This is a genomic window from Acidisoma sp. L85 (assembly GCF_009765865.1).
Classification (GTDB): domain Bacteria; phylum Pseudomonadota; class Alphaproteobacteria; order Acetobacterales; family Acetobacteraceae; genus Acidisoma.
Window position 1 is genome coordinate 85,745 of the sequence record NZ_LMUQ01000037.1, and the last position, 22,906, is coordinate 108,650.

Sequence of the window (22,906 nt, forward strand, 5' to 3'; positions counted from 1 at the left end):
TTCAACCACCCGTTGAAGCTCCTTTTATACTTCGCCTGGTGAAGCGCCGGTCGCTAACCAACGCAGTATTATCGGCAGGCCTCTTGGGGATGCTCGACGGGCGATCCGCGGAGGCGCAGAGCTCCGCCGACTGGGCGGTTTTCAAGCAGCGCTTCGTCACATCCGATGGCCGGGTCGTCGATACCGGGAATAACGGGGTCTCCCATTCCGAGGGCCAATCCTACGGCATGCTCTTCGCCGTTTTTAACGACGACCAGGCGACCTTCGACTCCCTGAAGAACTGGACCAGCCGCGTCCTGCAGCACCGCGCGGATGCACTGCATTCCTGGCGCTACGTGCCGAATGCCGCCAACCATGTGCCCGACACCAATAACGCGACGGATGGCGATCTCGGCATCGCCTTGGCGCTTTCCCGTGCGGCAACGCGCTGGGGCCGGCCGGAGGACACCACGGCCGCCGTGGCGATCGCGCAGGATATCCGGCGCTACCTGATCGTGAATGCCGCCCGGCGGCTGGTGCTTTTGCCCGCACGGCTGGGCTTCGCCAGCAGGGCGGCCGTTACGGTCAACCTCTCCTATTACAATTTCGTGGCCTTCACCGAGATGGCGCGGATCGATCCGTCGCCGCTTTGGATGCTGCTCGGCGCCGACGGGCTGTCCCTGATCGCCGAGGCCCGCTTCGGACGCTGGCAGCTGCCGCCTGACTGGTTGACGATCAGCAGCACCGGCGTGGTTGGGATTTCCCCCCGCTGGGCGCCCCTCAGTTCCTTCGATGCGATCCGTGTGCCGCTGAACCTGGTGTGGAATCGCAGCCTATCCGCCGCGGTCTCGGGTGGTTTCGGCGCTTTCTGGACCACGGCCGCGGCCTATCAACCAGCCTGGGCGAATCTGGTGACGGATCAGGTGTCGCCCTATCCGGCGCCGAGCGGGCTGGTCGCGGTGCGGGACATCACGCTGCTATCCCCCGGCTACGCACCGAACCTGCCGAGCGTCGCCGACGCACCCGACTACTACTCGGCCTCGCTGATCCTTCTTTCACAGCTGGCATGGCGGGAAAGCCAGTCGGCCGGAACGGAGACCTCGCAATGACGGGCTCGCAAACCGACGTCGATCGCGTCATGGCCGCCTTCGGCACCACGCCGATCCCCTACCGGCCGAGCGCCCCCAAGAGCTTCAAGAGAGCCGCCGCCGAGAGCCGAAGTGCCGCACCCGCCGAGGGATCCCGCGCGGCGAGGGACATCGCGGCGTTGCTAGCCCCGGCGCCCGCTTCGACCGCGCCTCAGGGTGGCGAGCCAGGCGCGGGCGGCGCGATGTCGGAGGTTTTCCCGCTCATCGCTTTCGCGCTCCCCGAAGCGGGAGATCTCTACGTCGCGCCCGCCAATGGCCCGAAGCCACAAGCGCCGGCCCCCGTCGCGCCAAAAAAACTCGTCGCCGAGCCCAAGGCGGCGCCAAGCATCGCCGCCCCCCCTGTGGCGGAGCCTGTTGTCGCACAGCCGCCGGCACCAGCAGAGATCTTGGCCGCTTTGCCGGCGCGTCAAAGCTTCGCCTGGCCGCCGGCACCTGAGCCTCCGGCGCCCGAACCCCCGGCACCGATCGTCGCGGCGCCCGCGCCGATGCCTGTGGCCGCGCCAGTCGCAGCACCCCCGCAGCCTCCGCAACCGGCACAGCCCGCGTGGCCAAATTATCCGCAAGCAGCGCCCGCCATGACGCCCTACGGCATGCCGCCCCCGGGCTTCGTCTATCCGCCGAGCCACTACCCGCCACCCGGCCCCGGCGGCTGGCCGCAAGCGGTGGCGCCTTATCCCTATCCTCAGCCACCGGCCTATGGCGGCTGTTTTCCGCCGCCGCCGGCGCCTCCTCCGGTCGCGGAGCAGCCGCGCGCCGCGTCGCCCAGCCTCTCGGATGTCTTCGCGGCCTTGCAGCGCGTGCCCGGCCCTCGCCGGCCCGACGAGCCACGGCGATGACGGCACGCCCACGCCGGATGAGACCCGCGTTTTGCCGCTGATCGTATTCGCCTCGCCGAAGGGCGGCGTTGGCAAAACCACCCTCGCGGCCAATACGGCGCATGAATTGGCCCGCCGCGGCCATCGCGTGATCGTGGCCGATGTCGATCCGCAGAACGCCCTTGGCATGCATTTCGGCGCCGATCCCTATGAGCGCGCCGGCTTCATCACCACGCTGACGGAGAGCAACGACGCTCGCCGGGTCTGGCAGGGCGCATTGCAAACGACCGCTTCGGGCGTGGGGTTGCTGCCGCATGGCCATGCGAGCTTTGCGCAAGCCATCGAGATCGGCGGCGCCTTGTCGCAAAAGCCGGAGCTGCTCGCGGCACCTTTCCGCGACATCCTCCAGGATCCCGAGACGATCGTGATCGTCGATACGCCGCCCGGTCCCGGCCCGGCGCTGACGGCGATCACCAGCCTTGCCGATATGATCGTCGTGGTGCTGCTCGCGGACGCGGCCTCGATCGTCCAAATTCCGAAGATCGAGGGTGACGGGATGTATGCCGATGCCGAGGGCGTCCGGCTGTCGCCTGAACGGTTCGGATTCGTAATAAATCAGATCGACATGCGAAGCCGCCTTTCCCGCGCCGCGGCCGAGGCGGCCAGCCGCCATCTCGGCGACCGCCTGCTCGGCAGCGTCTATCGCGATGAGCATGTGCCGGAAGCACTGGCGCGCCAGTCGGGCGTCAACGGCTACGCCCCAGCCAGCAAGGCGGCGCAAGACATCGCGGCGATTACCACTCGCATCGAGGCTGCAGCGACCAGTTCAGCGGATACAACATGATGACGCTCTTCGGATCGGATTGCCCATGCCGAGCGACCTGACAGGCAAGGTCGGGGGCTATGCCGCGCTCTTTGTCGGCGTGGTCTTGTTGTTCGCGATGGCGACGGTGCCGCTCAGCATCGGCCAGCAGGCGACGGTGGGTGTATCGACGGCGATCATCTTCCTGATCGCCAATCGCTTCACCGACAAGCGGGTGACGCTGTTCCTGTCGATCCTCTCGCTCGCCATGTCGCTGCGCTACATCTATTGGCGCGCCACCGAGACGCTGACCTTCCAGACCATTCCGCAAATGCTGCTCGGCTCGCTGCTGGTCATCGCCGAGTTCTATGCTGTCGTCGTGCTGGTGATCGGCTATTTCCAGACCGCGATGCCGCTGAACCGCAAGCCGGTCCCGCTGCCGGCTGATCAAGCGGAATGGCCGACCATCGACGTCTATATCCCGACCTACAATGAATCGATGGCGGTGGTGCGCGCCACCATCCTGGGCTGCCGCATGCTGGATTGGCCGGCGGATAAGCTGCGGGTTTATTTGCTCGATGACGGCAAGCGTGCGGAGTTCAAGAAGTTCGCGGCCGAATGCGGCATTGGCTACATCACGCGCACCAACAACTTCCACGCCAAGGCCGGCAATCTCAACCATGCGATGTCGGTGACCAAAGGCGAGTTCATCGCGATCTTCGATTGCGACCATATTCCTGTGCGCGCCTTCCTGCAGCTCACCGTCGGCTGGCTGGTGCGCGAGAAGAAGCTCGCGATGGTGCAGACGCCGCATCACTTCTATTCGCCCGACCCGTTCCAGCGGAATCTCGCGGCCGGCACCCGCGTGCCGCCGGAAGGCAATATGTTCTACGGCCTGCTGCAGGACGGCAACGACTACTGGGACGCGACCTTCTTCTGCGGCTCCTGCGCGGTAATCCGGCGCGAGGCGCTCAACAGCATCGGCGGCTTCGCGACCGAGACGGTGACCGAAGATGCCCATACGATGCTCAAGCTGCATCGCCGTGGCTGGAGCTCGGCTTTCCTCGCGCTGCCTCTCGCGGCCGGGCTGGCGACCGAGCGCCTGATCCTGCATCTCGGCCAGCGTATTCGCTGGGCGCGCGGAATGCTGCAGATCTTTCGGCTGGACAATCCGCTGCTTGGGCCGGGCCTGAATATCGGCCAGCGGCTCTGCTACCTCAACGCGATGGTGCATTTCTTCTTCGGCATCCCGCGCGTCGTGTTCCTGCTGTCGCCGCTGGCCTATCTGCTGCTGTTCCAGAACATGATCGCCGCCTCGCCCTTCGCCATCGTTGCTTATGCCCTGCCGCATATCTTCCACTCGGTCGCCACCAGTTCGCGCATTCAGCGCAACTGGCGCCACTCCTTCTGGAGCGAGATTTACGAGACCGTGCTGGCGATGTTCCTGGTGCGTGTGACGCTGGTCACGCTGATCAGCCCGCGGCGCGGCAAGTTCAACGTGACGGAAAAGGGCGGCGTGCTGGCGCGCGGCTATTTCGACCTGCGCGCGGTCTATCCGAACATCATCCTCGGACTGTTCCTGATCCTCGGCATGGCGCGTGGCGTTTACAGCATGTCGTTCCAGACCACGACGACGCTGGTTTTCCAGGCGCTGCTGCTCAACACGATCTGGGCGGGGATCAGCCTGCTCATCATCCTCGCGGCGCTCGCGGTCGGGCGCGAGAAGCAGCAGCTTCGCGCCCATGCCCGCGTGCGCGTGAAACTTCCGATCATCGTCCATCTCGCGGATGGCCGTGTGCTGACCGGCGAGATGCAGAACATTTCGCAGAGCGGCGCGCGCGCCGTGATCGAACGGCCCGAGGATGTTCCCGAAGGCTCGGACATGCTTATCGAAGTGCCGCTGCCCAGCGGTGCCGCCCTCATCCCATCGCGCATCCTGCGCTGGCAGGCCCGCGACATGCTGATGAATTTCGAGCCCAAAACTCTCGCCGACGAATCCGCCATCATCCAATGCGTCTTCGGCCGCGCGGACGCCTGGCTCGACTGGTCCGATTATCCGAAGGATCAGCCCCTGGTCAGCCTGTGGCGCGTGCTTGTAAGCATCGGTGGACTGTTCCGGCCGCCCGATGTCCAGATGGCGACCCCGGCGGAGCGCGAGGCGGCGGCGGAGGCGGTGCGCGCGGCATTGGCGCGCAAGAACGTCGGCCTTTCCGCCAACCAGCCGCCGCCCGAGGAGGGAGAATTCGTCGAGACCGAGGACGATTTGCCATTGCGGCAGATCGCCACCGCCGCCGTGGTGGCGATGCTGCTGGTGCTGCTGCCGATCGCCGCGAAGGCGCAGAGCGCGTCCGGGCAGACCACAATCGTCCGGCCGATGCCGCAGTCCCTGGCCCCCACCGACCAGAGCGGCCCTGGCAGCGTGCCATTACCGACGATCGGCATTCCTTCGGAGCCGCCCGGCACGGGAACCCCTCCTGGCGTGGCGCCTAACCAGGCGGCGGCGGCCGGAGCGGGCAGCACCGATGCCTCGGGATCGGTTGCGTCGGGCGTCGTGGAGCAGGATGCCTTCACCCTCAAGCAACTCGGCGCCACCAGCCAGATCGCGCTGCGCGGCACGAGCCCGCTACAGGGCGTGGAATTCGGCATTCGCGGCGACGAGGTGGTGACGAACGCGACGCTCACCCTGTCGGGCGCGATGTCGCCGTCACTACTGCCGGATCTCAGCAACATCACCGTGACGCTGAACGACCAATATGTCGGCACGATCCCGGTCAATCCGTCGCAGCCGAATTTCTCGGTAACGCTGCCGGTCAATCCGGTGTTTTTCCAATCCGCGAACCACATAAATTTCCGTCTTACCGGCGCCTATACGCGTAACTGCAACGACATGCTGAGCGGCCTCATCTGGGGCACCGTCTATAACAGCTCGAGCCTGTCGATGACCCTGCAGCATTTGCCACCGCAGCGCGACCTCAGCCAATTGCCCTTGCCCTTCTTCGACAAGCACGACAATCGCGCGCTGCTGCTGCCCTTCGTGCTGCCGGCGAATGCCGATGACGACACGCTGAGGGCCGCCGCCATTACCGCCTCCTGGTTTGGCGAACTCGCCGATTTCCGTGGCGCGAGCTTCCCGGTTTCGACCACTCCGCCGCATGGCGATGCCGTGATGATCGTGAGCAATGGCAATGGCGGGGCGATCCCCGGTCTGCCGCCGATCCAGGGACCCGGCATCGCTGTGGTGCCGAATCCCTCGGATCCGGATGGCTCGATCCTGGTGATCTCGGGACGCAGCGGCGCCGAAGCGGCGCAGGCGGCGACGGTACTCTCGCTCGGCCATCGCACGCTCGGCGGCACCGCGGCGACCGTCGATCCGCCGGTGGTGCCGGCGCGCGTGGCCTATGACGCGCCAGCCTGGATTCCGCAGGACCGCGCGGTGCGGCTCGGCGAACTAACCGACGCGCGCAACCTCAACGGCGTCGGCTACGACAATATGATCTCGGTGGCTTTCCGCACCTCGCCGGATTTGTACACGTGGCGCCAGCGCGGCTTCCCGCTCAATGTCGCGTTCCGCGCGCCGCCCGGCCCGATCGAGAATTTGCAAGTCTCGCGCTTGGATATCGGCATCAACGGTATCTACCTCAACACCACGCCGCTGGCGGGCGCCGTCTCCTATGCCTGGTGGCGCGATTGGATTCCGGTGTTCGGCGCGGTCGGTCCATATCACAGGGCCTATATCCCGCCCTACGATGTGTTCGGCGACAATGCGCTGCAGTTCTTCTTCGACACGCGGCCGCTGGATCGCGGGGCTTGCGGCGCGACGCCGCAGGATCCGCAGATGGGGATCGATCCCAATTCCACGATCAGCCTCGCGCGCGGCTATCATTTCGCCGAGATGCCGAACCTCGCTTATTTCGTGAGCGCGGGCTTCCCGTTCTCCCGCATGGCGGATCTTTCGCAGACGAGTGTGGTGCTGCCGGATTCGCCCGACAGCGGCGAGACCAGTGCTTTCCTGCGCCTGATGGGGCGGTTCGGATACCTCACGGGATATCCGGTGCTACAAGTCGCGGTCGCGCGTCCCGAGGAGGAAGCGTCGCTGCAAACCCGCGATGTTCTGGTGATCGGCACGGTCGCGCATCTCGGCAGCCTGACCGATATCCTGCGTAATGTTCCTGTGACGATCGATAACGGGCAACTCGGCGTGAAGATCGGCCAGGATCTCGGCACGATCTTCCGCGTGTTCAGCAGCCGCCAGGCAACCGACCGGCGCAAGGCGGCGGCGGCACTGACCGCCGGCACAACGCAGGACACCGCCTTCCTCACCGGCGGCGAATCACCCTGGACACACGGCAAGTCGGTCGTCGCTTTGCTCGCCGGTACGCCGCAGGGGCTGGACAACGTCATTTCGTCTTTCCGTGACCCCACCTTGAACCCTCTCATTCAAGGCGATTTCAGCATCGTCTCGGCGAAGCAAATCTCGTCCTATCGGATCGCGCATACCTACACGGTCGGCTGGCTGCCATTCTGGCTATTGCCGAGCTGGTGGCTGCGCGGTTCGCCCGGCACCATCGTGGTGGTGATGATCATCGGCTGCGTCATCCTGACGATCGCGCTTCACTCCGCGCTCAGCAGCCGGGCCCGTGGACGGCTCGGCTCCAAAGGGGACCACTGAGATGGGCAAAAGGTCGCGCACCGCCTGCCTCGCCGCGCTTTCGGCCTTCGCGCCGGGCGCGGCCATCGCGCAGCAGCAACCCCAGCCGGCCGCGACCACCGCGCCACCAACCACGGCGCCCGCGACGGCGCCCGGCAATACGGCGCTGAGCATACTGCTGCGTCAGGCCTCGTATTGGCGCGACCAGAACAATCCGCCGCGGGCCGAGGAAGCGGCACGGCGCGCGCTGCTGCTGTCACCGAACAATGTTCAAGCGCTGGGCATTCTCGTGCAGGTGCAGGCCAATGCGGGCGACGAGGCCGCCGCGCAGCAGACCTTGAACACGCTGCGACAAGCTCACCCGAACGATCCCTCGATCTATGCCGCCGAACAGGCGGTGAAGGTCGGCGCCATCAATCCGCAAGCCCTGGCCGCCGCGCGAAGCCTGGCGAAAGAGGGCCAGACCAGCCAGGCGGTCAGCGCCTATCATCAGATCTTCAATGGCGCGTCACCGCCGGACTCGCTGTCGGTCGAATATTACCAGACCCTCGCGGGCGCGCAGAACGGCTACAACCCAGCGCTCTCGGGCCTCGCCGCCGCCGCGACGCGCGATCCGAACAACCTGCGCGCCCAGCTCGCCTATGCGCAGACGCTGACCTACCGGGAGGATACCCGCATGCAGGGCATCTCCCGCCTGTCGATCCTCGCGCGCGATCCGCAGATTGGCGTGCAGGCGCAGACGAGCTGGCGGCAGGCGGTGGCCTGGCTGCCGGCGGATAAAAACTCCATTCCGGCGATCCAAGCCTATCAGACGCGCTATCCCAATGACCCCGGCATCGCCACCTTGCTCGCCGCCGCCGAGGCACCGCCGAAGCTGACGCCGGGCGCCCAGGCTGAGGCGGATGGCTTCACCGCGCTGCGTGCAAATCAGCTCGATGACGCCGAGCAGTATTTCCAGAAGGCGCTGGCCGCCAATCCGCAGGATGCCTCTGCCACCGGCGGCATCGGTCTCGTCATGCTGCGGCGCGGGCGCTCGGCGGAGGCGGCGACGCTGTTCAACCGAGCGATTGCCATGGACCCCGCCCAGGCGCCGCAGTGGCAACAGGCGCTGGAGGGTGCCAAACAGGCCCAAGCCGGTGCCGCGCTGGGCGGCCAATACGCCGCCGCAGCCAATGCCAATGCGCGCGGCGATCTGCCGGCGGCGGAACGCGCCTATCGCGCGCTCCTCGCCCGCCAGCCCGGCAATTCCGGGATCAAGATGGCGCTCGCCGGCGTCCTGGCGCGAGAAGGCAACCAGTCCGAGGCCCAGCAACTGCTGACCGAGGTCGAGCAGTCGGGCAATGGGCGGCTCTCGGACCAGGCGCGCGCCCAGCTCCTCAGCCAGCAGGCCGCGACGATGACCGATACCGCTGGCCAGATCGCGCTCTACCGTTCGGCCGTCGCCTCCGACCCGTCGAGCCCCTGGCTGCGGCTCGACCTCGCGCGGGCTCTGGTCAAGAACGGCCAGCCCACCGAGGCGCAACAGACGATGGCGACGGTGACGGACGTGCCGCGTCCGGGCAACGAGGCGTTGCAGGCGGGCATCATCTTCGCGAGCGAGACAAACAACAGCGCCGAGGCCACGTCGCTCATCAGCCAGTTGCCGGTCCGGCGGCGGACGCCGCAGATGCAGGCGATAGTTGCCCAGGCGCAGGTGCAGGGACAGATCGCGACAGCGCTTTCCATCGCCTCGACCGATCCAGGCGCCGCGCGGCAGCAGCTCTTCTCCCTTGCCGCCCAGCGCGACCCGACAGGCGGCCGGGGCCTCGCGGTGGCGCAGGCTTTCATCAAACTGTCCGATCCCGCCGATGCGCGGGCCGCCATTCAGACAGCGGCGGCTGCCAATCCGACGGCATCGAACGAGGCGCGGCTGTCCTGGGCGCAGGGCCTGCTCGCCGCGGGGGATACGGCTGGCGCGAGCCTCATGGTGTCGCCGTTGCAAACGGCTTCGCTCACACCGCAGCAAAGCGAAAGCCTGACAGGCTTGCAGCGCGGCATCGCGATCCGCAGCTCGGACGCGCTCAACAATGCCGGCCGCACCGCCGACGCCTACGACCAGCTTTCCCCCGCGCTGATGAACAGCCCCGACGACCCGGCGCTGAACGCGGCACTGGCGCGGCTGTATCAGACCTCCGACGATCCCAAGAAGGCGCTGGCGATCAACGAGCAGATCCTGGCACGCGATCCGACCAATGTCGATGCGCGGCGCGGCGCGGTCGCCGCCGCGATCCAGGCGCAGGACTATGTCCGCGCCTCTCGCCTGGTCGAGGACAGCATTACCGCCTCGCCCAATGATCCGCAGAACTGGATCCTGGCGGCCGATATCGCCCAGGCGCGCGGGCTCAACCAGGATGCGCTGCACGACCTTCGGCAGGCACGGGCATTGCGGCAGCAGCAGCTTGGCTTCAGCCAGAGCGCGATGGCGTCACCCTTCCTCGTCGCATCGAACGGCCCGGTTTCGGCGCCGCTCGGCGCGGTCTCCAACAACCCGTTTCGCAATTCCCCGGATAGCGGCTCGATCGGCGGCGGCGGTGGCAATATGCTTTCGGGCACCGGACTGGTGTCCAGCGGCACGACGACAAGTTTCGCGACCGCGGCGCCGAGTTCCACCGACCCGATGCTCGCCAGCATCGACACCCGCATCACCGCGATCAAGATGGATGTCGCGCCGCAGATCGCCGCCTCGCCGGAATATCAGCAGCGCTCGGGCAGTGAGGGTCTCGATCAGTTGGAGACCTTCTCGGTGCCGCTGGAGGCGAGCTTCTCACCTGGCGGCGTCGGGCGGCTCACGCTGACCGCGACGCCGACCTATCTGAGCGCCGGCTCGGTCGGCACCAATCTGGCGGCAAGCCAGCAATTCGGCAGCTCAGTGCTCGGCGGTCCCGCACCGGGAACACAGACGGCGACGGGCGTCGGCTTCGGCGTGGCCTATAAGGCCGACTGGCTGGCGGCCGATGTCGGCACCACGCCGCTTGGTTTTCGGGTGACAAACGTGATCGGCGGCATCGAGGTGGCGCCGCAGCTTTCGAGCCAGGTCATCCTGCGCCTGACCGCCGAACGGCGCGCGGTAACGGACAGCCTGCTCTCCTACGGCGGCACCGAGGACCCGGGGACCGGCGATACCTGGGGCGGCGTGACCCGCACGCGGGTTCACGGCCAGCTCGAATTTAACCCTGGCGTTGCGAATTTCTATGCCGGCGGCGGTTACAACTGGCTGAACGGCGACAATGTGCTGAGCAATACTGAGACCGAACTCGGCGCTGGCGGCAGCTACCCAGTCTACAAGGTTCCGGGGGATGAGGTACGCGTTGGCCTCAACCTGGTCTATTTCGGATACCAGAAGAATCAGGACCACTTCACGCTCGGCTATGGCGGCTATTTCAGCCCGCAGACCTATGTCGCCGCCCTCATCCCGGTGACCTGGACGGCGACGCGCGGCAATCTCGACTATTCGCTCGGCGGTTCGGTCGGCGTGCAGAACTTCAACGCCGATGCCGAGAATGTCTTTCCGAACAATCCGAATCTGCAGTCTCAGGTCGTGACCCTCGCCGCCTCGAATCCGGATATTCAGAGCGTCTATCCGAGCCAGAGCAAATCGGGGGTGATCGGCGGCCTCAACGGTACTTTCGAGTATCATTTGTCGCCGGAACTGGTGGTGGGTGGCACTGCCGGCTACCAGAAATCCGCCGATTGGAACGAGACGACGGCGCTGGGTTTCGCACGTTACACCTTCGCATCGGCGGATTGAGATGGAGTCTTCGCGATGAGTGTCGGGTTGCGGGATTGGCGGCCATTCCTCCGCGCCCTGGCGGAGGAGATCGACGCCGTCGCGGGCCCCACCGGCCGCGACGCGCTTCTGCGCCGTACGGGTCTGCGGATGGCGGCGCTGTGTCCGCTACCCGCAAGCACCTCCACCGAGGCGCTGGCGATCGAGATGAACGAGGTGCTGACCGGCGCGGGCTGGGGCAGCGTCGCGATCGAGTTTTCCGAGGCGGAGCGCTGTCTCTACCTCACCCATCGCGGGATGCCCCGCATTGGCGGCGGTGGGACACCGCCGGGCACCTGGCTCGGCAGTGTGCTGGAGGGACTGTACGAGGGCTGGCTCGGTCAGCAGCCGGGCGCCGACACAACACTCAACACGCAGCGGGCGAGTTCCGATTCGAAGGAGACGGTGGTGTTGCGGTACGGGCGGAGCTGAGGCGGGGCTCGCCTAGCAGATGAGGTCAAGGCCCGTTCCCTCGTCATGGCATGCCTTCGCATGCCATGACGGATGATACCTACGATGCCGTGGCAATTGCCCGTCATGCGAATGGTGACGCCTCACCTAACCGACGACGTCTCGCCCCATCGCCAGGAACTTCTCCCGCCGCCGCGCACGCAGCGTCGCCGGGTCGAGTTCGAGGAGCGGACGCAGCGCCTGCTCGATGGCAACACCAACACTCGCGATCATCGTCTCAGGCGCGCGATGCGCGCCGCCCAGCGGCTCCGGAATAACCGCGTCCACCAGATCGAAGCGGCGCAGGTCATCGGCGGTGAGGCGCAGCGCCTCGGCGGCCAAAGGCGCGGAGGCGGCGTCGCGCCATAGGATCGAAGCGCAGCCCTCCGGCGAGATCACCGAATAGATCGCGTGGTCCAGCATCAGCACCCGGTCGGCGCTGGCCAGCGCGATGGCGCCGCCCGAGCCGCCCTCGCCGATCACCGTCGCGACGAAGGGCACCGGCGCATCGAGCCCGGCTTCGATTGCGCGGGCGATGGCCTCGGCCTGGCCGCGCGCCTCGGCATCGATGCCCGGATAGGCGCCGGAAGTATCGACAAAGCTCAGAATGGGCAGGCGAAAACGGCCGGCCAGTTCGATGAGGCGGCGGACCTTGCGGTAGCCCTCGGGCCGCGCGCTGCCGAAATTGTGCTTGATGCGGCTCTCGGTATCCGTGCCCTTTTCGGTCCCGAGCACCATCACCGGGATCTCGCCGAAACGCCCCAGCCCGCCGACGATCGCGGCATCCTCGGCGAAGGCGCGGTCGCCGCCGAGCGGCGTGTAGTCGGTGATCAGAGTACGGATATAGGCGAGCGCGCGCGGCCGGTCGGGATGGCGGGCGACCTGCGTCTTCTGCCATGGCGTGAGCTTGGCATAGAGCGTGCGGAGCTGGCGGTCCGCTTTCTCGGAAAGACGGCCGACTTCATCGGCGATGCTGAGACCCTCGGGCCCGGGCAGACGCCGCAGCTCCTCGATCTTTTCCTCTAGCTCCGCGAGGGGCTTCTCGAAATCTAGGAAGTGACGCATGCGCTGGTGCTTAACTTAAAACGTCACAGGGGCAAATGCCGGCTGACGGGTCAGCTGAGGGCCGTCTCGGGAAAGAGCGCGGGCACTCCCTCACCGATCCCGGAGAAGGCGTCCATCACCTGGTCGACCGGACCGTCTGCCTTCACACGGCCATCCTCTAGCCAGATCACGCGGGAACACCAGGAGCGCACGACGTCGTTGAGATGGGTCGACAGCACAAGAATGTCGGCGCCCCGCACCATGCTTTCCAGCCGCTCGCGCGCCTTGTTGCGGAACGAGGCGTCACCCGCCAGGAACCATTCATCCATCAGCAGCACCTGTGGGCGAATCGCGGTCGCCATTGCAAAGGCCAGGCGCACGATCATGCCGGAGCTGTAAATGCGGACCGGAAGATCGAAGAAATCGCCGAGTTCGGCGAAGACCCGCACGTCTTCCGCGAGTGCCTCGATGCCCGGCCCGTTCATGCGATGATAGCGGCCGCGCAGCGTGACATTTTCGCGGCCGGTGAGCTCCATGTTCATCCCCTGATTGGGGTCGAGCAGGGCGTTCAGCGTGCCTTCGATTCGCACCCTGCCCGCGACAGGCTCGTAGACGCCGGCAAGCGCGCGCAGAAGGGTCGTCTTGCCCGCGCCGTTATGGCCGACCAGGCCAAGCCGTTCCCCGGCGCCGAGGGTGAAGGTGACGTTGCGCAGCGCCTCCACCACCAGCCGGTGCTGGCTGTTCTCCTGCAGCCGGCGGAGGCCCTTGGCGCGTGCCAGCATCGTGCGCTTCAGGCTGCGCGACTGCCCATGATAGAGCGGAAACTGGATGCTGAGATCCTGGACTTCGATGCGGGCGGCCATACCGGTCAGATCCAGAAGGCGATGCGGTGTCGCACGCGCAGGAAGGTCAGCCAGGCGAAAATACAAAGCACCGCGGAGAAGCCGAGCGCGCTGATATAGGCGTGCATGGTCGGGATCTGACCCAGCAGCGGGCCACGGACGATCTGCAGGATCGTATAGAACGGGTCATAGACCAGGAAGCTCTGGTGGCCGTGAAGGAAGTCAGGCTTCCACATCACGGCGCTGACATAGAAGGCGATCTGCATGACGCTGCCGACGATCGGCGGAATATCGCGGAACCGCGCGCAGAGGGCACCGAACAGTAGGCTCGCCGCCGCGCCGTCGACCAACCACAGCAGGAAGGCCGGGATCGCCGCGAGGGCATTCAGATTGACTGGCACCTGGAAGGCTACAAAGACCACCACGATGACGATGACGTTGTGGCCGAGGATGAGGACGTTCCGCGCGACGATCTGGCCGATATAGAGCGAGAAGGGAATCCGCATCGAGCGGATCATGTTCTCGGCCTGGGTGAAGGAGGTGCAGGCATCGCTCACCATGGCGGCGATGAAGCTCCACAACACCAGGGACAGCGCGAGAAAGGGCAGATAGTCGCGGATCGTCGTGTGGAACAGCACCGCATAGAGAAAGCCGAGGGCCGCGACCATGACCGCCGTCGAAAGGGTCAGCCAGAGCGGGCCGAGGACCGAGCCGCGATAGCGCAGCCGGATATCGAGCCAGCTCAGCGTTAGCGCCAGCCGCCATAGGGAAAGGCCGCGCGCGATATCGCTGATCGCCATGCGGTTGCGGGCGACGAAGCCGAGGCCGTGCCGAAGGTCTATCGTGAAGCCGCGCTCGGCCTCCGGCAGGGGTGCCGCCTGTGGATCAGAGATCACGTTCATGGGCGGCTGCCGATAGCGTATCCACCGAGGCGCCGCAATATAGATGGGCAACGCGGCAGGTCACCCCTACGGCCGAGCCGCTCTTTAAGAGCCGGCCGATGCGCCAGCGGGAGCGAGGCGAACCGGGCGGCCGGGCAGGATCACGACTCGCTCGCCGAGCCGCAGCCCCTCGGAACTGCGCTGGACCACGGAGATGGTCCGTCCATCCTCGGTAGTAACAATACATTCGATGCGGCGATTGGCGCCCGGATCGACGCCGCCGAGCAGAGCATTGCCGATCACGCCGAGAATGTCCTTGTCAGGATTGCCTGTCTTGGCGTCGATGACCCGAATCGCCTTGATCGTGCCATAGGTAACCGCGGAAGTGGGCGCCACTGTCCGTGGCGTGGCTGCCGGGCCGGAAGCAACGGTGCAGCCGGCCAGCATTAACGATGCCGCAAGCATTCTCAGGCAATGTCGAGGCTGACGGTCACGGCGATTACAACCGATTGTGATCATCGCCCAAATCCTTCCGCAGCCTCCTCTGCTTAGCGTGATTTCTGGACAAAACCTATCCGCAACGACAGATTTCGGTTTGTTCATGTTGCACAGAACTTCGGGTTCCTCTAGGACTTAGCTCGCTTTCCTCAGAGGAAGGCGTCAGAACGACCCCGGAGCGGCGACGTCTGTCGTCGTGACTCACCGGCCTATTCGGCCGCGCCACGACGGAGGCAGTATCGATGCCGCAGCCCGCTCAAGCAGAGTTGACTCTCGCTCAGGTTGCAGAACCTGGCCGCAAGGCTCGCGCGGTGCGTCATCTGCCTCGGTTCGCGGGGCTCGCTCTCCTTGGGCTTCTCGCTGCTTGCGCCAGCCATAATCCGCGCCTCTCGGCGACCCAGCAAGCCGCCCAATATAAGTACAATGCTAGCGGTGATTACGCGCCGCCCGGCCCGGCTTCGGATCCCTGGGGTCCCTATATCAACGAAGCGGCACAGCGCTTCGACGTGCCGCCAAGCTGGATCCGCAACGTGATGCACACGGAGTCCGGCGGACATCTGTACGTCAACGGGCAACTTGTTACCTCAGGCGTCGGCGCGATGGGCCTGATGCAGGTGATGCCGGAGACCTACCAGGAGCTTTCGGCCCAGTACAACCTCGGCGACGATCCCTATGCGCCGCATGACAACATCATGGCGGGCACGGCCTATCTCCGCGAGATGTACGACCTGTTCGGGTCACCCGGCTTCCTCGCGGCCTATAATGCCGGACCGCAACGGCTGAACCAATATCTCACCGACGGACGCCCGCTACCGGCGGAGACCACGCATTACGTCGCGATGATCGCGCCTTATATCCATGGCGACATGCCGTCTGGCCACTCACCGGCCGACCGCTTCGCGATGAACAGCATGAACGCGCCGAGCGGCCGCGCCTACAATGCCGGTGGCTATGCGCCGCCGAGCCTCGCGAATACCGGCGGCGGCGCGGTCTCCGGCAATATGATGGCGATGAACCAGGCGCCTCCGCCGCCAGTAGCCAGCGTCGTCACGGAAACCAGCGCGGATGATCTTAACCAGCAGCAGGTCGCCAAGCATGGCGCGGCCCTGGTCGCCGCAGGCGGCGGAGCAGTGCCGGCTGACCTCATGGTCGCGATGAACGATCCCCGTCCGTCGGCGGCCCAGGTCGCCCAACAGGAAATCGCCGCGGATAACGACGGAGCCACAGCCCCCGGAGACGACCAGGCTGCGGTGGTCGAACAGGCCCCGCTCCAGACGCCGGCTACCCGCGTCGTGCCGATGCCCGAGGTGGTGCAGCCGCGTGTCGCTCAGGCGCCGATGCGGATGGCCGTCAACCTGCCGCCGCCTGCCGCGGCACCCGTCTATATCGCGGCGCCAAGCTATCGCCCGGCTGTCGTCCAGCCGCAGGTCGCGGCCTATCAGGCGCCGCCACCCGTTCGCCTGCCACCTCCGCCCGCACCGGCGCCGGTGCGGGCGGTACAACTCGCGGCCTATACGCCGCCGCTGCGCCGGACCGTGCCGAACCGCGTGGTTGGGTCGCGCGGCGAGCATAATCTGGCGATGGAAATGAATGAACCGGCCGCTGTGCCGACCCATCGCACCAGCGGCTTTCGCCTGATCTCCCCGGCGATGGCCGACACCATGCCGATGTCTTCGAGCAGCCATGGCGGCGGCTGGGCGATCCAGGTTGGCGCCTACCGCACCGCCGGCGACGCCCGTGAGGCCGTCGGCACCGCCCGCCAGCACAGCCGTTACCAGCTCGCCTCCGCCAGCAGCGTCGTCATGCCGGTGCATGTCTCGCAGAAAACACTTTTCCGGGCGCGGCTCAGCGGCCTATCGCAAAGCGCGGCCGTAAATGCCTGCAGCACGCTCAGCCATGGGCGCACTCCCTGCATGGTGCTGTCTCCGGATGCTCAAAATGATTGATCGCGGGTCCCGACCGAACGAATGATTGGGTAACCGACGACTGCCGGCAGCCGAGATCGCCTCGGCCATGACCTGCCCGCGACCTTGAAGGAGGTTCGGCCTATTGGCGGCGACCGAGACCCAGATGAGAGCTAACGAAACCCAGAGGTTGCGGACCTTGCGCAGCTACGATGCGTCGGGACTCGACCATGGGCTCGATGCGCTCTGCGGCCAGCTTCGTCGCAGTCTCGACGTGCCTTTTGCGGCGGTCACCCTCGTGGACGAAACCCATACCCGCGTCATCGGCCGCGACGGCGTCGATACCGAGTCGGTGCCGAATGACCAAAGCTTCTGCGCCCTGGCGATCCGCGAAATGGGTCCGGCGCCCTTCACCGTTGTGGATGCCCTCAGCGACCCACGGTTCCGCTCAAATCCCTTTGTGACCGACGGCTGCGGCATCCGTTTTTACGCCGCCGCCCCGCTCATTGCCGGAGACGGCTCGGCACTCGGCTGCCTCTGCGCCCTCGATACGCGCGCCCGCGAAGTGACGGCGACGGAACGCCAGACCCTCGTCGACCTGTCCAGAACCGCGATGCAAATCCTGGAGATGCGACGGCATATGCAAGAGGCGCGTCAGCTTGCCCTTACGGATGCCCTGACGAAACTGCCCAATCGCACCGCGATCGAGAGCGAGATCGGCAAGGCGATCGCGGCTCTTGATCAGCGCCACTGTCCCTTTTCTCTTCTTCGCCTCGATGTCGATGGCCTGGCGCGGATCAACGAGACCAAGGGCCAGCCAGCGGGGGACAGGCTTCTTCAGCTGATCGGCGAGGCGCTCAGGCAAAAGACGCGACGGAGCGAGACCGCCGGGCGGCTGGATGGTGACGACTTCGCGCTTATCATCCTGGGCGCTGATCCAGCCATGGCGCTAGCCGCCGGGTGTCGCATCAAGCAGCTGCTCGACAAGGCAGTGGCGGGGGCGGGTTATGATGTGACCTTCTCGATCGGGCTCGTGACCTTCCTCAGCGCCCCAGCCGACGTTGCCACCGCCATGCGCGAGACTGACGCCCGGCTCCTCGAGGCCAAGCGCGGTGGCAGGAACCAGATCGTCGAAGCGGTGGTAGGTCAGAGCGACGGGCGCGATCAGCTCGCGGCTACCGCACCGATCGCGCGGTTGCCGCCCATATAGGGGCGCAGCACCTCCGGCACGCGGATGGTGCCATCCGGTTGCTGGTGGTTCTCCATGACCGCAATCAGCGCGCGGCCAACAGCTACACCGGAACCATTGAGCGTATGGACGAAGCCGAGCGTCTTGCCGTCCGTCGCACGGGAGCGGGCGTTCATGCGGCGGGCCTGAAAGTCCCGCATGTTCGAGCATGAGCTGATCTCCCGCCACGCCGCCTGACCCGGCAGCCAGACCTCAAGGTCGTAGGTCTTGGCGGCGCCGAAGCCGGTATCGCCCGCGCAAAGCACGACGCGGCGATAGGGTAGCTCCAGCCGTTCCAGCACCGTCTCGGCGCAGCGGGTCATGCGCTCGTGCTCCGCATCGCTCTGGTCGGGATGGGCGATGACCACCATCTCTACCTTGCGGAACTGGTGCTGGCGCAGCATGCCGCGCGTGTCCCGGCCGGCGGAACCCGCCTCGCTGCGAAAGCAATCGGTGAGGGCGCCGAGGCGGACGGGAAGCCGCCACTCCGGAGTGATTTCGCCCGCGGCGAGGTTGGTCAGCGGCACCTCGGCGGTGGGGATGAGCCAGCGGCCATCGGTGGTGCGGAACAGATCCTCGGCGAATTTCGGGAGCTGACCGGTGCCATAGACGGCGGCATCATTGACCAGCGACGGCACGGCCATCTCCTCGAAGCCGTGTTCCGTCGTGTGCAGGTCGATCATGAACTGGCCGAGTGCGCGCTCCATCCGGGCAAGTGCGCCGCGCAGGACCGTGAAACGGGCACCGGCAAGCTTGGCGGCGGCGGCGAAATCCATGAGCCCGAGCGCTTCGCCGAGCTCGAAATGCTGGCGGGCGGGGAAGTTCTGGCGCGGCGGCTCGCCCCAGGTTTTCAGCACGACATTGGCGCTTTCATCGGCGCCGTCGGGCACGTCGGGGTCGAGGATATTGGGCAGGCTTTCGAGGCGGGCGCGGCTATCGGCCTCGGCACGCGCGGCGATGCCTTCGAGGGCCTCCATCTCCTGTCGCAGCGCGGTGCCTTCGGCTTCCAGGGCAGCGGTGTCGGCACCTTGCTTCCTGCCCTGGCCGATCTCCCGCGCCAGGGCGTTGCGCCGTGCCTGCATCTCCTGGAGCGCCCCGAGTGCCTGGCGCCGCTCGGCGTCGAAGGCGACGATCGCTTCGGCCATTGGCGGCACGTTGCGGCGAGCGAGTGCCGCGTCGAAGGCGGCGGGGTCGGCGCGGATCGCGCGAATATCGTGCATGGGGTGGCCTCAACTCAGAGTCTTGGTGGCGTCAGGAGCCCGTCATGCTCGGCGAAGGCCGAGCATCCACGCCTTTGCTTGGTCGACGAAGGTAGGCGTGGATGCTCGGCCTTCGCGTGCCACGACGATGTTTACGGCGCGAACATTGTCGAGCGCTCAATCATCCTCAAGCGGCTTCGGCTCGACCAGCCGCACCGCGATGATGGAAATCTCGTACAGCAGGATCAGCGGCACGGCGAGGCTGGTCTGGGTCAGCACGTCGGGCGGGGTCAGCACGGCGGCGACCACGAAGCAGCCGACATAGGCGTAGCGGCGGAACTTCTTCAGCGTCTTCGAGCTGATGATGCCGACCTTGCCCATCAGCGTCAGCGCCACCGGCAGCTCGAAGGCCACACCGAAGGCGAAGACCAGCTTCATCACCAGGCCGAGATAATCCGAAACACGGGCCATCAGCTCGATCTTCATGCCATCGGCGGCGGCGTGATGGGCCGGCGTCTGGAAGCTCAGGAAGAAGCGGAAGGCCATCGGGAAGATGAAGTAGTAGGCGAGCGCCGCGCCCCCCAGGAACAGGATCGGCGTGGCGGCGATGAAGGGCAGCAGCGCCCGCTTCTCGCTGCGATAGAGGCCGGGCGCGATGAACAGCCAGACCTGCGTCGAGATGATCGGGAAGGATATAAAGGCGGCTGCATATACAGATACCTTTATGTAGGTGAAGAAGGCCTCGTAGAGCGCCGTATAGATCAGGCGCGGCTCCTCGCCCCGGCTTTTCAGCACCTGGACCAGGGGATGGGCGATGAACTCGTAGATCTGAAACGAGAAGTGGTAGCAGACGAAAAAGGCGATCAGGAAGCCGCCGGCCGACCACAATAGCCGCGTGCGAAGCTCCGCCAGATGCTCGAGCAGCGGCATCGGCTTGTCGTTGATGGTGTCATTCTCATGCGTCGCCACGGCCTTGCGCCTCGATCTCGGGGGTTTGGGCCGTTACCGGCGGATGCCGGGCGGGATGAAGGCAGGGCGCCGGTCGGCGATGCGAAGACCCGGCGGGATGAAGGCGGGCGGGTGAGGACCCGCAGCCTCGTCGGGTAGCATGATCGGCGTGCCAGTTTCGTCGGATCGCGGCGCGTCGGCGGAATATTCCGGAAATTCCCCTACCGCGACGGTTTCCACCGCTCCATTGCCGGCAGTGGTCGCGGCTGTCGCGCCGGCCGCCATGGGATCGGAGAAGGCGGAGCGGATCGAGCGGTCGGGATCGATCATGCGGCCGATCTGTTGCCGCACATTCAGGCCGCCGCGAATCTCCTGGATCTGGTCGCGCACCTCGGTGAGGTTAGCCTCGCGGACAAGCTCGTCCATCTGGCCCTGGAACTCGCCCGCCATGCGCCGCATCTTCTTGATGGCGGTGGTCATGGTGCGAATCGCCACCGGCATGTCCTTGGGACCGATGGCAATGAGGGCCACCACGCCGACTAGAGCGATTTCCGACCAGGCGAAGTCGAACATTTACGGCTGATACTCCCGACGCTTCTGCTAGCAGGAAGTTCAGTCGTGGGAAACCACCGTCTCGGCGGCGGCCTGCTCGTTCAGGTCAGCGCTTTGGAGGAGCTGCGCCTCGTTGACGAGATCGTCGCGGCGCGGCAGGTCACCCAGCGCCTTCAGGCCGAAGCGGGACAGGAAGGTCGTGGTCGTGACCCAGAGGGTCGGGCGGCCGGGGCTGTCCCGCCGTCCGGCCGGGGCGATGAGCTCCGCTTCGAGCAGCGTTTCCAGCGTGGTCTGAGCCAGGGCCGTGCCGCGCACCTCCTCGATCTCGCCGCGCGTGACCGGCTGGCGATAGGCGATGATGGCGAGCGTCTCCATGGCGACGCGCGGCAGGCGGCGCGGGATTTCGATGACGCGAGTGAGGCGCGGCGCGAGATCGAGCGCGGTGCGGAACTGCAGGCCGCCGGCGACCTCCACAAGTTCGACGCCGCGCCCGGCGTAGCGCGCCTGAAGTGCTGCGACGACAGCCTCGGGCTCCTCGCCTTCGGGCAGCATGGTGGCGAGGGTGCGGAGCGGCACCGGGGCGGCGGCGGCGAAGACCAGAGCCTCGGCGAGACGGAGAGAGTCGTCGGAGGGTTCCATCACTATCCGTCCGTGGAGAGGGAGAACGGCGGGTTGCGCCAGCTTACCCGGAATGCCCGGGGTTTAATGGGACTCGCTCCGGCGAATGGCGATCGGTCCGAAAGCCTGTTCCTGGCGCAGGTCGATATCGCCACTGCGGCCCATCTCGAGGCTGGCGAGAAGGGTGCTGGCCATGGCGGCGCGCAAGGCGGCGGCATCCGGCAGCGATTCGGGGAGAAAACGGGCGAGTTCGGTCCAGTCGGGCATCTGGCCGAGCATCAGACCCAGACGGCGCAGCGCATCCTGCACACTCCACCATGGCGTCATCCGAGGCGCGTAGCGGCGTCGGCCGAGCTGGCGGCGCAGCGCACCGATATGGCCGCGCATCAGGCTCGGCAGGTCGAGCAGAAGCCCGGAACGGTCCGTCTCGGTCAGATCTTCCGGTGCGCCACGCGCGAAGACATCCAGGCCCAGTTGCGGCCGGGCGCCAAGCCACAGTGCCGCCATCCGCATCCGTTGCAGGTCTGCGAGGCGGGAGGCGAGGCCCTCGGCGGCGATCTCGGCATCCTCCGCCTCCTCGACACCTGCGGGCACCAGCAGGCGCGACTTCAGCCAGGCGAGCCAGGCGGCCATCACCAGCCAGTCCGCGGCGAGCTCCAGGCGCACCCGCCGCGCGCCCTCGATGATGGCGAGATACTGATCGACGAGGGCTAGGATGGAGATCTGCGCGAGGTCGACCTTCTGGCTCCGCGCGAGATCGAGCAGGAGATCGAGCGGCCCCTCGAAGCCCTCCAGCCGCAGCACGAAGCTGGGGCTGGCCCCGGCCTCGGCCACGGCGGTCTCAGACATGCTGGCCGGCGAGGTTGAAGACCAGGCGCATGGTCCAGGGCACCACGCGGTCCAGCAGCGTGTGGACCGGGTCGAAGTTCCAGCCGAATTCGCGCGAGGCGGCGGGGACGACGAAGATCAGCAGCATGACAATGGCTATGCCGGCGCGCTCCAGCCTCGCCCAGCGCTCGGCGAGCGCGAGAGGCAGGAGACCGACGACGATCCGGCCGCCATCGAGCGGCGGAATGGGCAGCAGGTTGAAGAGGCCGAGCACGATATTCGCGAGGATGAAGTCCTGGATGAAGGTCGCGAAGGGGACCATCGAACTGGCCGGGAGATGCGGGAGCAGGAAACCGCCAAGGGCGCCGATCCAGGCGAGGAAGAAATTCATCGCCGGGCCAGCCGCGGCCACCACCATCATGCCGCGCCGCGGGTCGCGGAAACGCCAGGCCGAGACGGGCACCGGCTTCGCCCAGCCGAACATGAAGGCGACGCGGCCGATGGTGAGGAGCTGACCGACCAGCAGGATGCCGGGCAGGATGATGGTGCCGACCCGATCGACATGCCGCAGCGGGTTGAGCGAAAGACGGCCCATCTTCTTCGCCGTATCGTCGCCGAGCGCCCAGGCGGCATAGCCGTGCGCCGCCTCATGCAGGGTGATGGCGAGAACCGTCGCCACCACGCCGATGGCGATCGAGACGATGAAGTCGCTCATCC

Annotated in this window: 18 protein-coding genes; 8 read left to right on the top strand and 10 right to left on the bottom strand. The window is 66.5% G+C overall.

All coding sequences use genetic code 11. The annotated features are described in order from the left end of the window. Window positions 1–89: 89 nt before the first annotated feature. The 6 genes from GSQ83_RS09605 to bcsD are packed head-to-tail and all read left to right on the top strand — an operon-like array spanning window position 90 to window position 11,629. Window positions 90–1,088 carry a glycosyl hydrolase family 8 gene (locus GSQ83_RS09605; RefSeq protein WP_158802658.1) on the top strand — a complete coding sequence of 333 codons (999 nt, stop codon included), beginning with the start codon at window positions 90–92 and terminating at the stop codon, window positions 1,086–1,088. After that, entirely contained in the window at window positions 1,085–1,963 is an 879-nt protein-coding gene (locus tag GSQ83_RS09610; RefSeq protein WP_158802659.1) for a hypothetical protein, read from the top strand. Before GSQ83_RS09605 ends, GSQ83_RS09610 begins: the two co-directional genes overlap by 4 nt. After that, complete coding sequence (gene bcsQ, locus GSQ83_RS09615) at window positions 1,902–2,786, top strand: cellulose biosynthesis protein BcsQ (protein ID WP_158802660.1); 885 nt, start codon at window positions 1,902–1,904, stop codon at window positions 2,784–2,786. Before GSQ83_RS09610 ends, bcsQ begins: the two co-directional genes overlap by 62 nt. A gap of 25 nt (window positions 2,787–2,811) precedes the next feature. Beyond that, on the top strand, window positions 2,812–7,413 hold the full coding sequence (gene bcsA, locus GSQ83_RS09620) for a UDP-forming cellulose synthase catalytic subunit (RefSeq protein WP_158802661.1): 4,602 nt from the start codon (window positions 2,812–2,814) through the stop codon (window positions 7,411–7,413). 1 nt (window position 7,414) lies between these two features. Next, window positions 7,415–11,179, top strand: coding sequence for a cellulose biosynthesis protein BcsC (locus tag GSQ83_RS09625; RefSeq protein WP_158802662.1), 3,765 nt, complete (start codon window positions 7,415–7,417; stop codon window positions 11,177–11,179). A gap of 15 nt (window positions 11,180–11,194) precedes the next feature. Beyond that, complete coding sequence (bcsD, locus tag GSQ83_RS09630) at window positions 11,195–11,629, top strand: cellulose biosynthesis protein BcsD (protein WP_158802663.1); 435 nt, start codon at window positions 11,195–11,197, stop codon at window positions 11,627–11,629. A 126-nt stretch (window positions 11,630–11,755) separates the two neighbouring features. Here the strand turns inward: bcsD and GSQ83_RS09635 are convergent, their stop codons facing one another. The 4 genes from GSQ83_RS09635 to GSQ83_RS09650 all read right to left on the bottom strand — a co-directional run bounded on the left by GSQ83_RS09635 (window position 11,756) and on the right by GSQ83_RS09650 (window position 14,810). After that, window positions 11,756–12,712 carry an acetyl-CoA carboxylase carboxyltransferase subunit alpha gene (locus tag GSQ83_RS09635; RefSeq protein WP_158802664.1) on the bottom strand — a complete coding sequence of 319 codons (957 nt, stop codon included), beginning with the start codon at window positions 12,710–12,712 and terminating at the stop codon, window positions 11,756–11,758. A 50-nt stretch (window positions 12,713–12,762) separates the two neighbouring features. Beyond that, a complete protein-coding gene (locus GSQ83_RS09640; protein WP_158802665.1) occupies window positions 12,763–13,554 on the bottom strand; it encodes an ABC transporter ATP-binding protein in 792 nt (263 codons plus the stop codon). 5 nt (window positions 13,555–13,559) lie between these two features. After that, entirely contained in the window at window positions 13,560–14,435 is an 876-nt protein-coding gene (locus GSQ83_RS09645) for an ABC transporter permease (protein ID WP_158802666.1), read from the bottom strand. Between the two features lie 84 nt (window positions 14,436–14,519). Continuing rightward, on the bottom strand, window positions 14,520–14,810 hold the full coding sequence (locus GSQ83_RS09650; RefSeq protein WP_158802667.1) for a hypothetical protein: 291 nt from the start codon (window positions 14,808–14,810) through the stop codon (window positions 14,520–14,522). 344 nt (window positions 14,811–15,154) lie between these two features. Here GSQ83_RS09650 and GSQ83_RS31175 point away from each other — a divergent pair, with 344 nt between their 5' ends. After that, window positions 15,155–16,858: a lytic transglycosylase domain-containing protein gene (locus GSQ83_RS31175; RefSeq protein ID WP_158802668.1), complete on the top strand. Its 1,704-nt coding sequence runs from the start codon at window positions 15,155–15,157 to the stop codon at window positions 16,856–16,858. A gap of 124 nt (window positions 16,859–16,982) precedes the next feature. Beyond that, window positions 16,983–18,026, top strand: coding sequence for a sensor domain-containing diguanylate cyclase (locus GSQ83_RS09660; RefSeq protein ID WP_158802669.1), 1,044 nt, complete (start codon window positions 16,983–16,985; stop codon window positions 18,024–18,026). Here the strand turns inward: GSQ83_RS09660 and serS are convergent. The 6 genes from serS to GSQ83_RS09690 form a co-directional block, all read right to left on the bottom strand. Continuing rightward, on the bottom strand, window positions 17,981–19,264 hold the full coding sequence (gene serS / locus GSQ83_RS09665; protein WP_158802670.1) for a serine--tRNA ligase: 1,284 nt from the start codon (window positions 19,262–19,264) through the stop codon (window positions 17,981–17,983). The two genes, GSQ83_RS09660 and serS, sit on opposite strands and share 46 nt — an antisense overlap. Before the next feature lie 156 nt (window positions 19,265–19,420). Continuing rightward, window positions 19,421–20,173 carry a twin-arginine translocase subunit TatC gene (gene tatC, locus GSQ83_RS09670; RefSeq protein ID WP_158802775.1) on the bottom strand — a complete coding sequence of 251 codons (753 nt, stop codon included), beginning with the start codon at window positions 20,171–20,173 and terminating at the stop codon, window positions 19,421–19,423. 72 nt (window positions 20,174–20,245) lie between these two features. Then, complete coding sequence (tatB, locus tag GSQ83_RS09675; protein ID WP_158802671.1) at window positions 20,246–20,764, bottom strand: Sec-independent protein translocase protein TatB; 519 nt, start codon at window positions 20,762–20,764, stop codon at window positions 20,246–20,248. A 39-nt stretch (window positions 20,765–20,803) separates the two neighbouring features. Beyond that, a complete protein-coding gene (scpB, locus tag GSQ83_RS09680) occupies window positions 20,804–21,382 on the bottom strand; it encodes an SMC-Scp complex subunit ScpB (RefSeq protein WP_158802672.1) in 579 nt (192 codons plus the stop codon). A gap of 63 nt (window positions 21,383–21,445) precedes the next feature. Continuing rightward, a complete protein-coding gene (locus GSQ83_RS09685; RefSeq protein WP_158802673.1) occupies window positions 21,446–22,210 on the bottom strand; it encodes a ScpA family protein in 765 nt (254 codons plus the stop codon). Continuing rightward, window positions 22,203–22,904 carry a site-2 protease family protein gene (locus GSQ83_RS09690; RefSeq protein WP_158802674.1) on the bottom strand — a complete coding sequence of 234 codons (702 nt, stop codon included), beginning with the start codon at window positions 22,902–22,904 and terminating at the stop codon, window positions 22,203–22,205. Before GSQ83_RS09690 ends, GSQ83_RS09685 begins: the two co-directional genes overlap by 8 nt. Between the last annotated feature and the right edge of the window lie 2 nt (window positions 22,905–22,906).

Coding starts and splice junctions, on each gene's coding strand:
- GSQ83_RS09605 (WP_158802658.1), top strand. CDS start 90: ATGCTCGACGGGCGATCCGCGGAGGCGCAGAGCTCCGCCGACTGGGCG.
- GSQ83_RS09610 (WP_158802659.1), top strand. CDS start 1,085: ATGACGGGCTCGCAAACCGACGTCGATCGCGTCATGGCCGCCTTCGGC.
- bcsQ (WP_158802660.1), top strand. CDS start 1,902: ATGTCTTCGCGGCCTTGCAGCGCGTGCCCGGCCCTCGCCGGCCCGACG.
- bcsA (WP_158802661.1), top strand. CDS start 2,812: ATGCCGAGCGACCTGACAGGCAAGGTCGGGGGCTATGCCGCGCTCTTT.
- GSQ83_RS09625 (WP_158802662.1), top strand. CDS start 7,415: ATGGGCAAAAGGTCGCGCACCGCCTGCCTCGCCGCGCTTTCGGCCTTC.
- bcsD (WP_158802663.1), top strand. CDS start 11,195: ATGAGTGTCGGGTTGCGGGATTGGCGGCCATTCCTCCGCGCCCTGGCG.
- GSQ83_RS09635 (WP_158802664.1), bottom strand. CDS start 12,712: ATGCGTCACTTCCTAGATTTCGAGAAGCCCCTCGCGGAGCTAGAGGAA.
- GSQ83_RS09640 (WP_158802665.1), bottom strand. CDS start 13,554: ATGGCCGCCCGCATCGAAGTCCAGGATCTCAGCATCCAGTTTCCGCTC.
- GSQ83_RS09645 (WP_158802666.1), bottom strand. CDS start 14,435: ATGAACGTGATCTCTGATCCACAGGCGGCACCCCTGCCGGAGGCCGAG.
- GSQ83_RS31175 (WP_158802668.1), top strand. CDS start 15,155: ATGCCGCAGCCCGCTCAAGCAGAGTTGACTCTCGCTCAGGTTGCAGAA.
- GSQ83_RS09660 (WP_158802669.1), top strand. CDS start 16,983: ATGAGAGCTAACGAAACCCAGAGGTTGCGGACCTTGCGCAGCTACGAT.
- serS (WP_158802670.1), bottom strand. CDS start 19,264: ATGCACGATATTCGCGCGATCCGCGCCGACCCCGCCGCCTTCGACGCG.
- tatC (WP_158802775.1), bottom strand. CDS start 20,173: ATGCCGCTGCTCGAGCATCTGGCGGAGCTTCGCACGCGGCTATTGTGG.
- tatB (WP_158802671.1), bottom strand. CDS start 20,764: ATGTTCGACTTCGCCTGGTCGGAAATCGCTCTAGTCGGCGTGGTGGCC.
- scpB (WP_158802672.1), bottom strand. CDS start 21,382: ATGGAACCCTCCGACGACTCTCTCCGTCTCGCCGAGGCTCTGGTCTTC.
- GSQ83_RS09685 (WP_158802673.1), bottom strand. CDS start 22,210: ATGTCTGAGACCGCCGTGGCCGAGGCCGGGGCCAGCCCCAGCTTCGTG.
- GSQ83_RS09690 (WP_158802674.1), bottom strand. CDS start 22,904: ATGAGCGACTTCATCGTCTCGATCGCCATCGGCGTGGTGGCGACGGTT.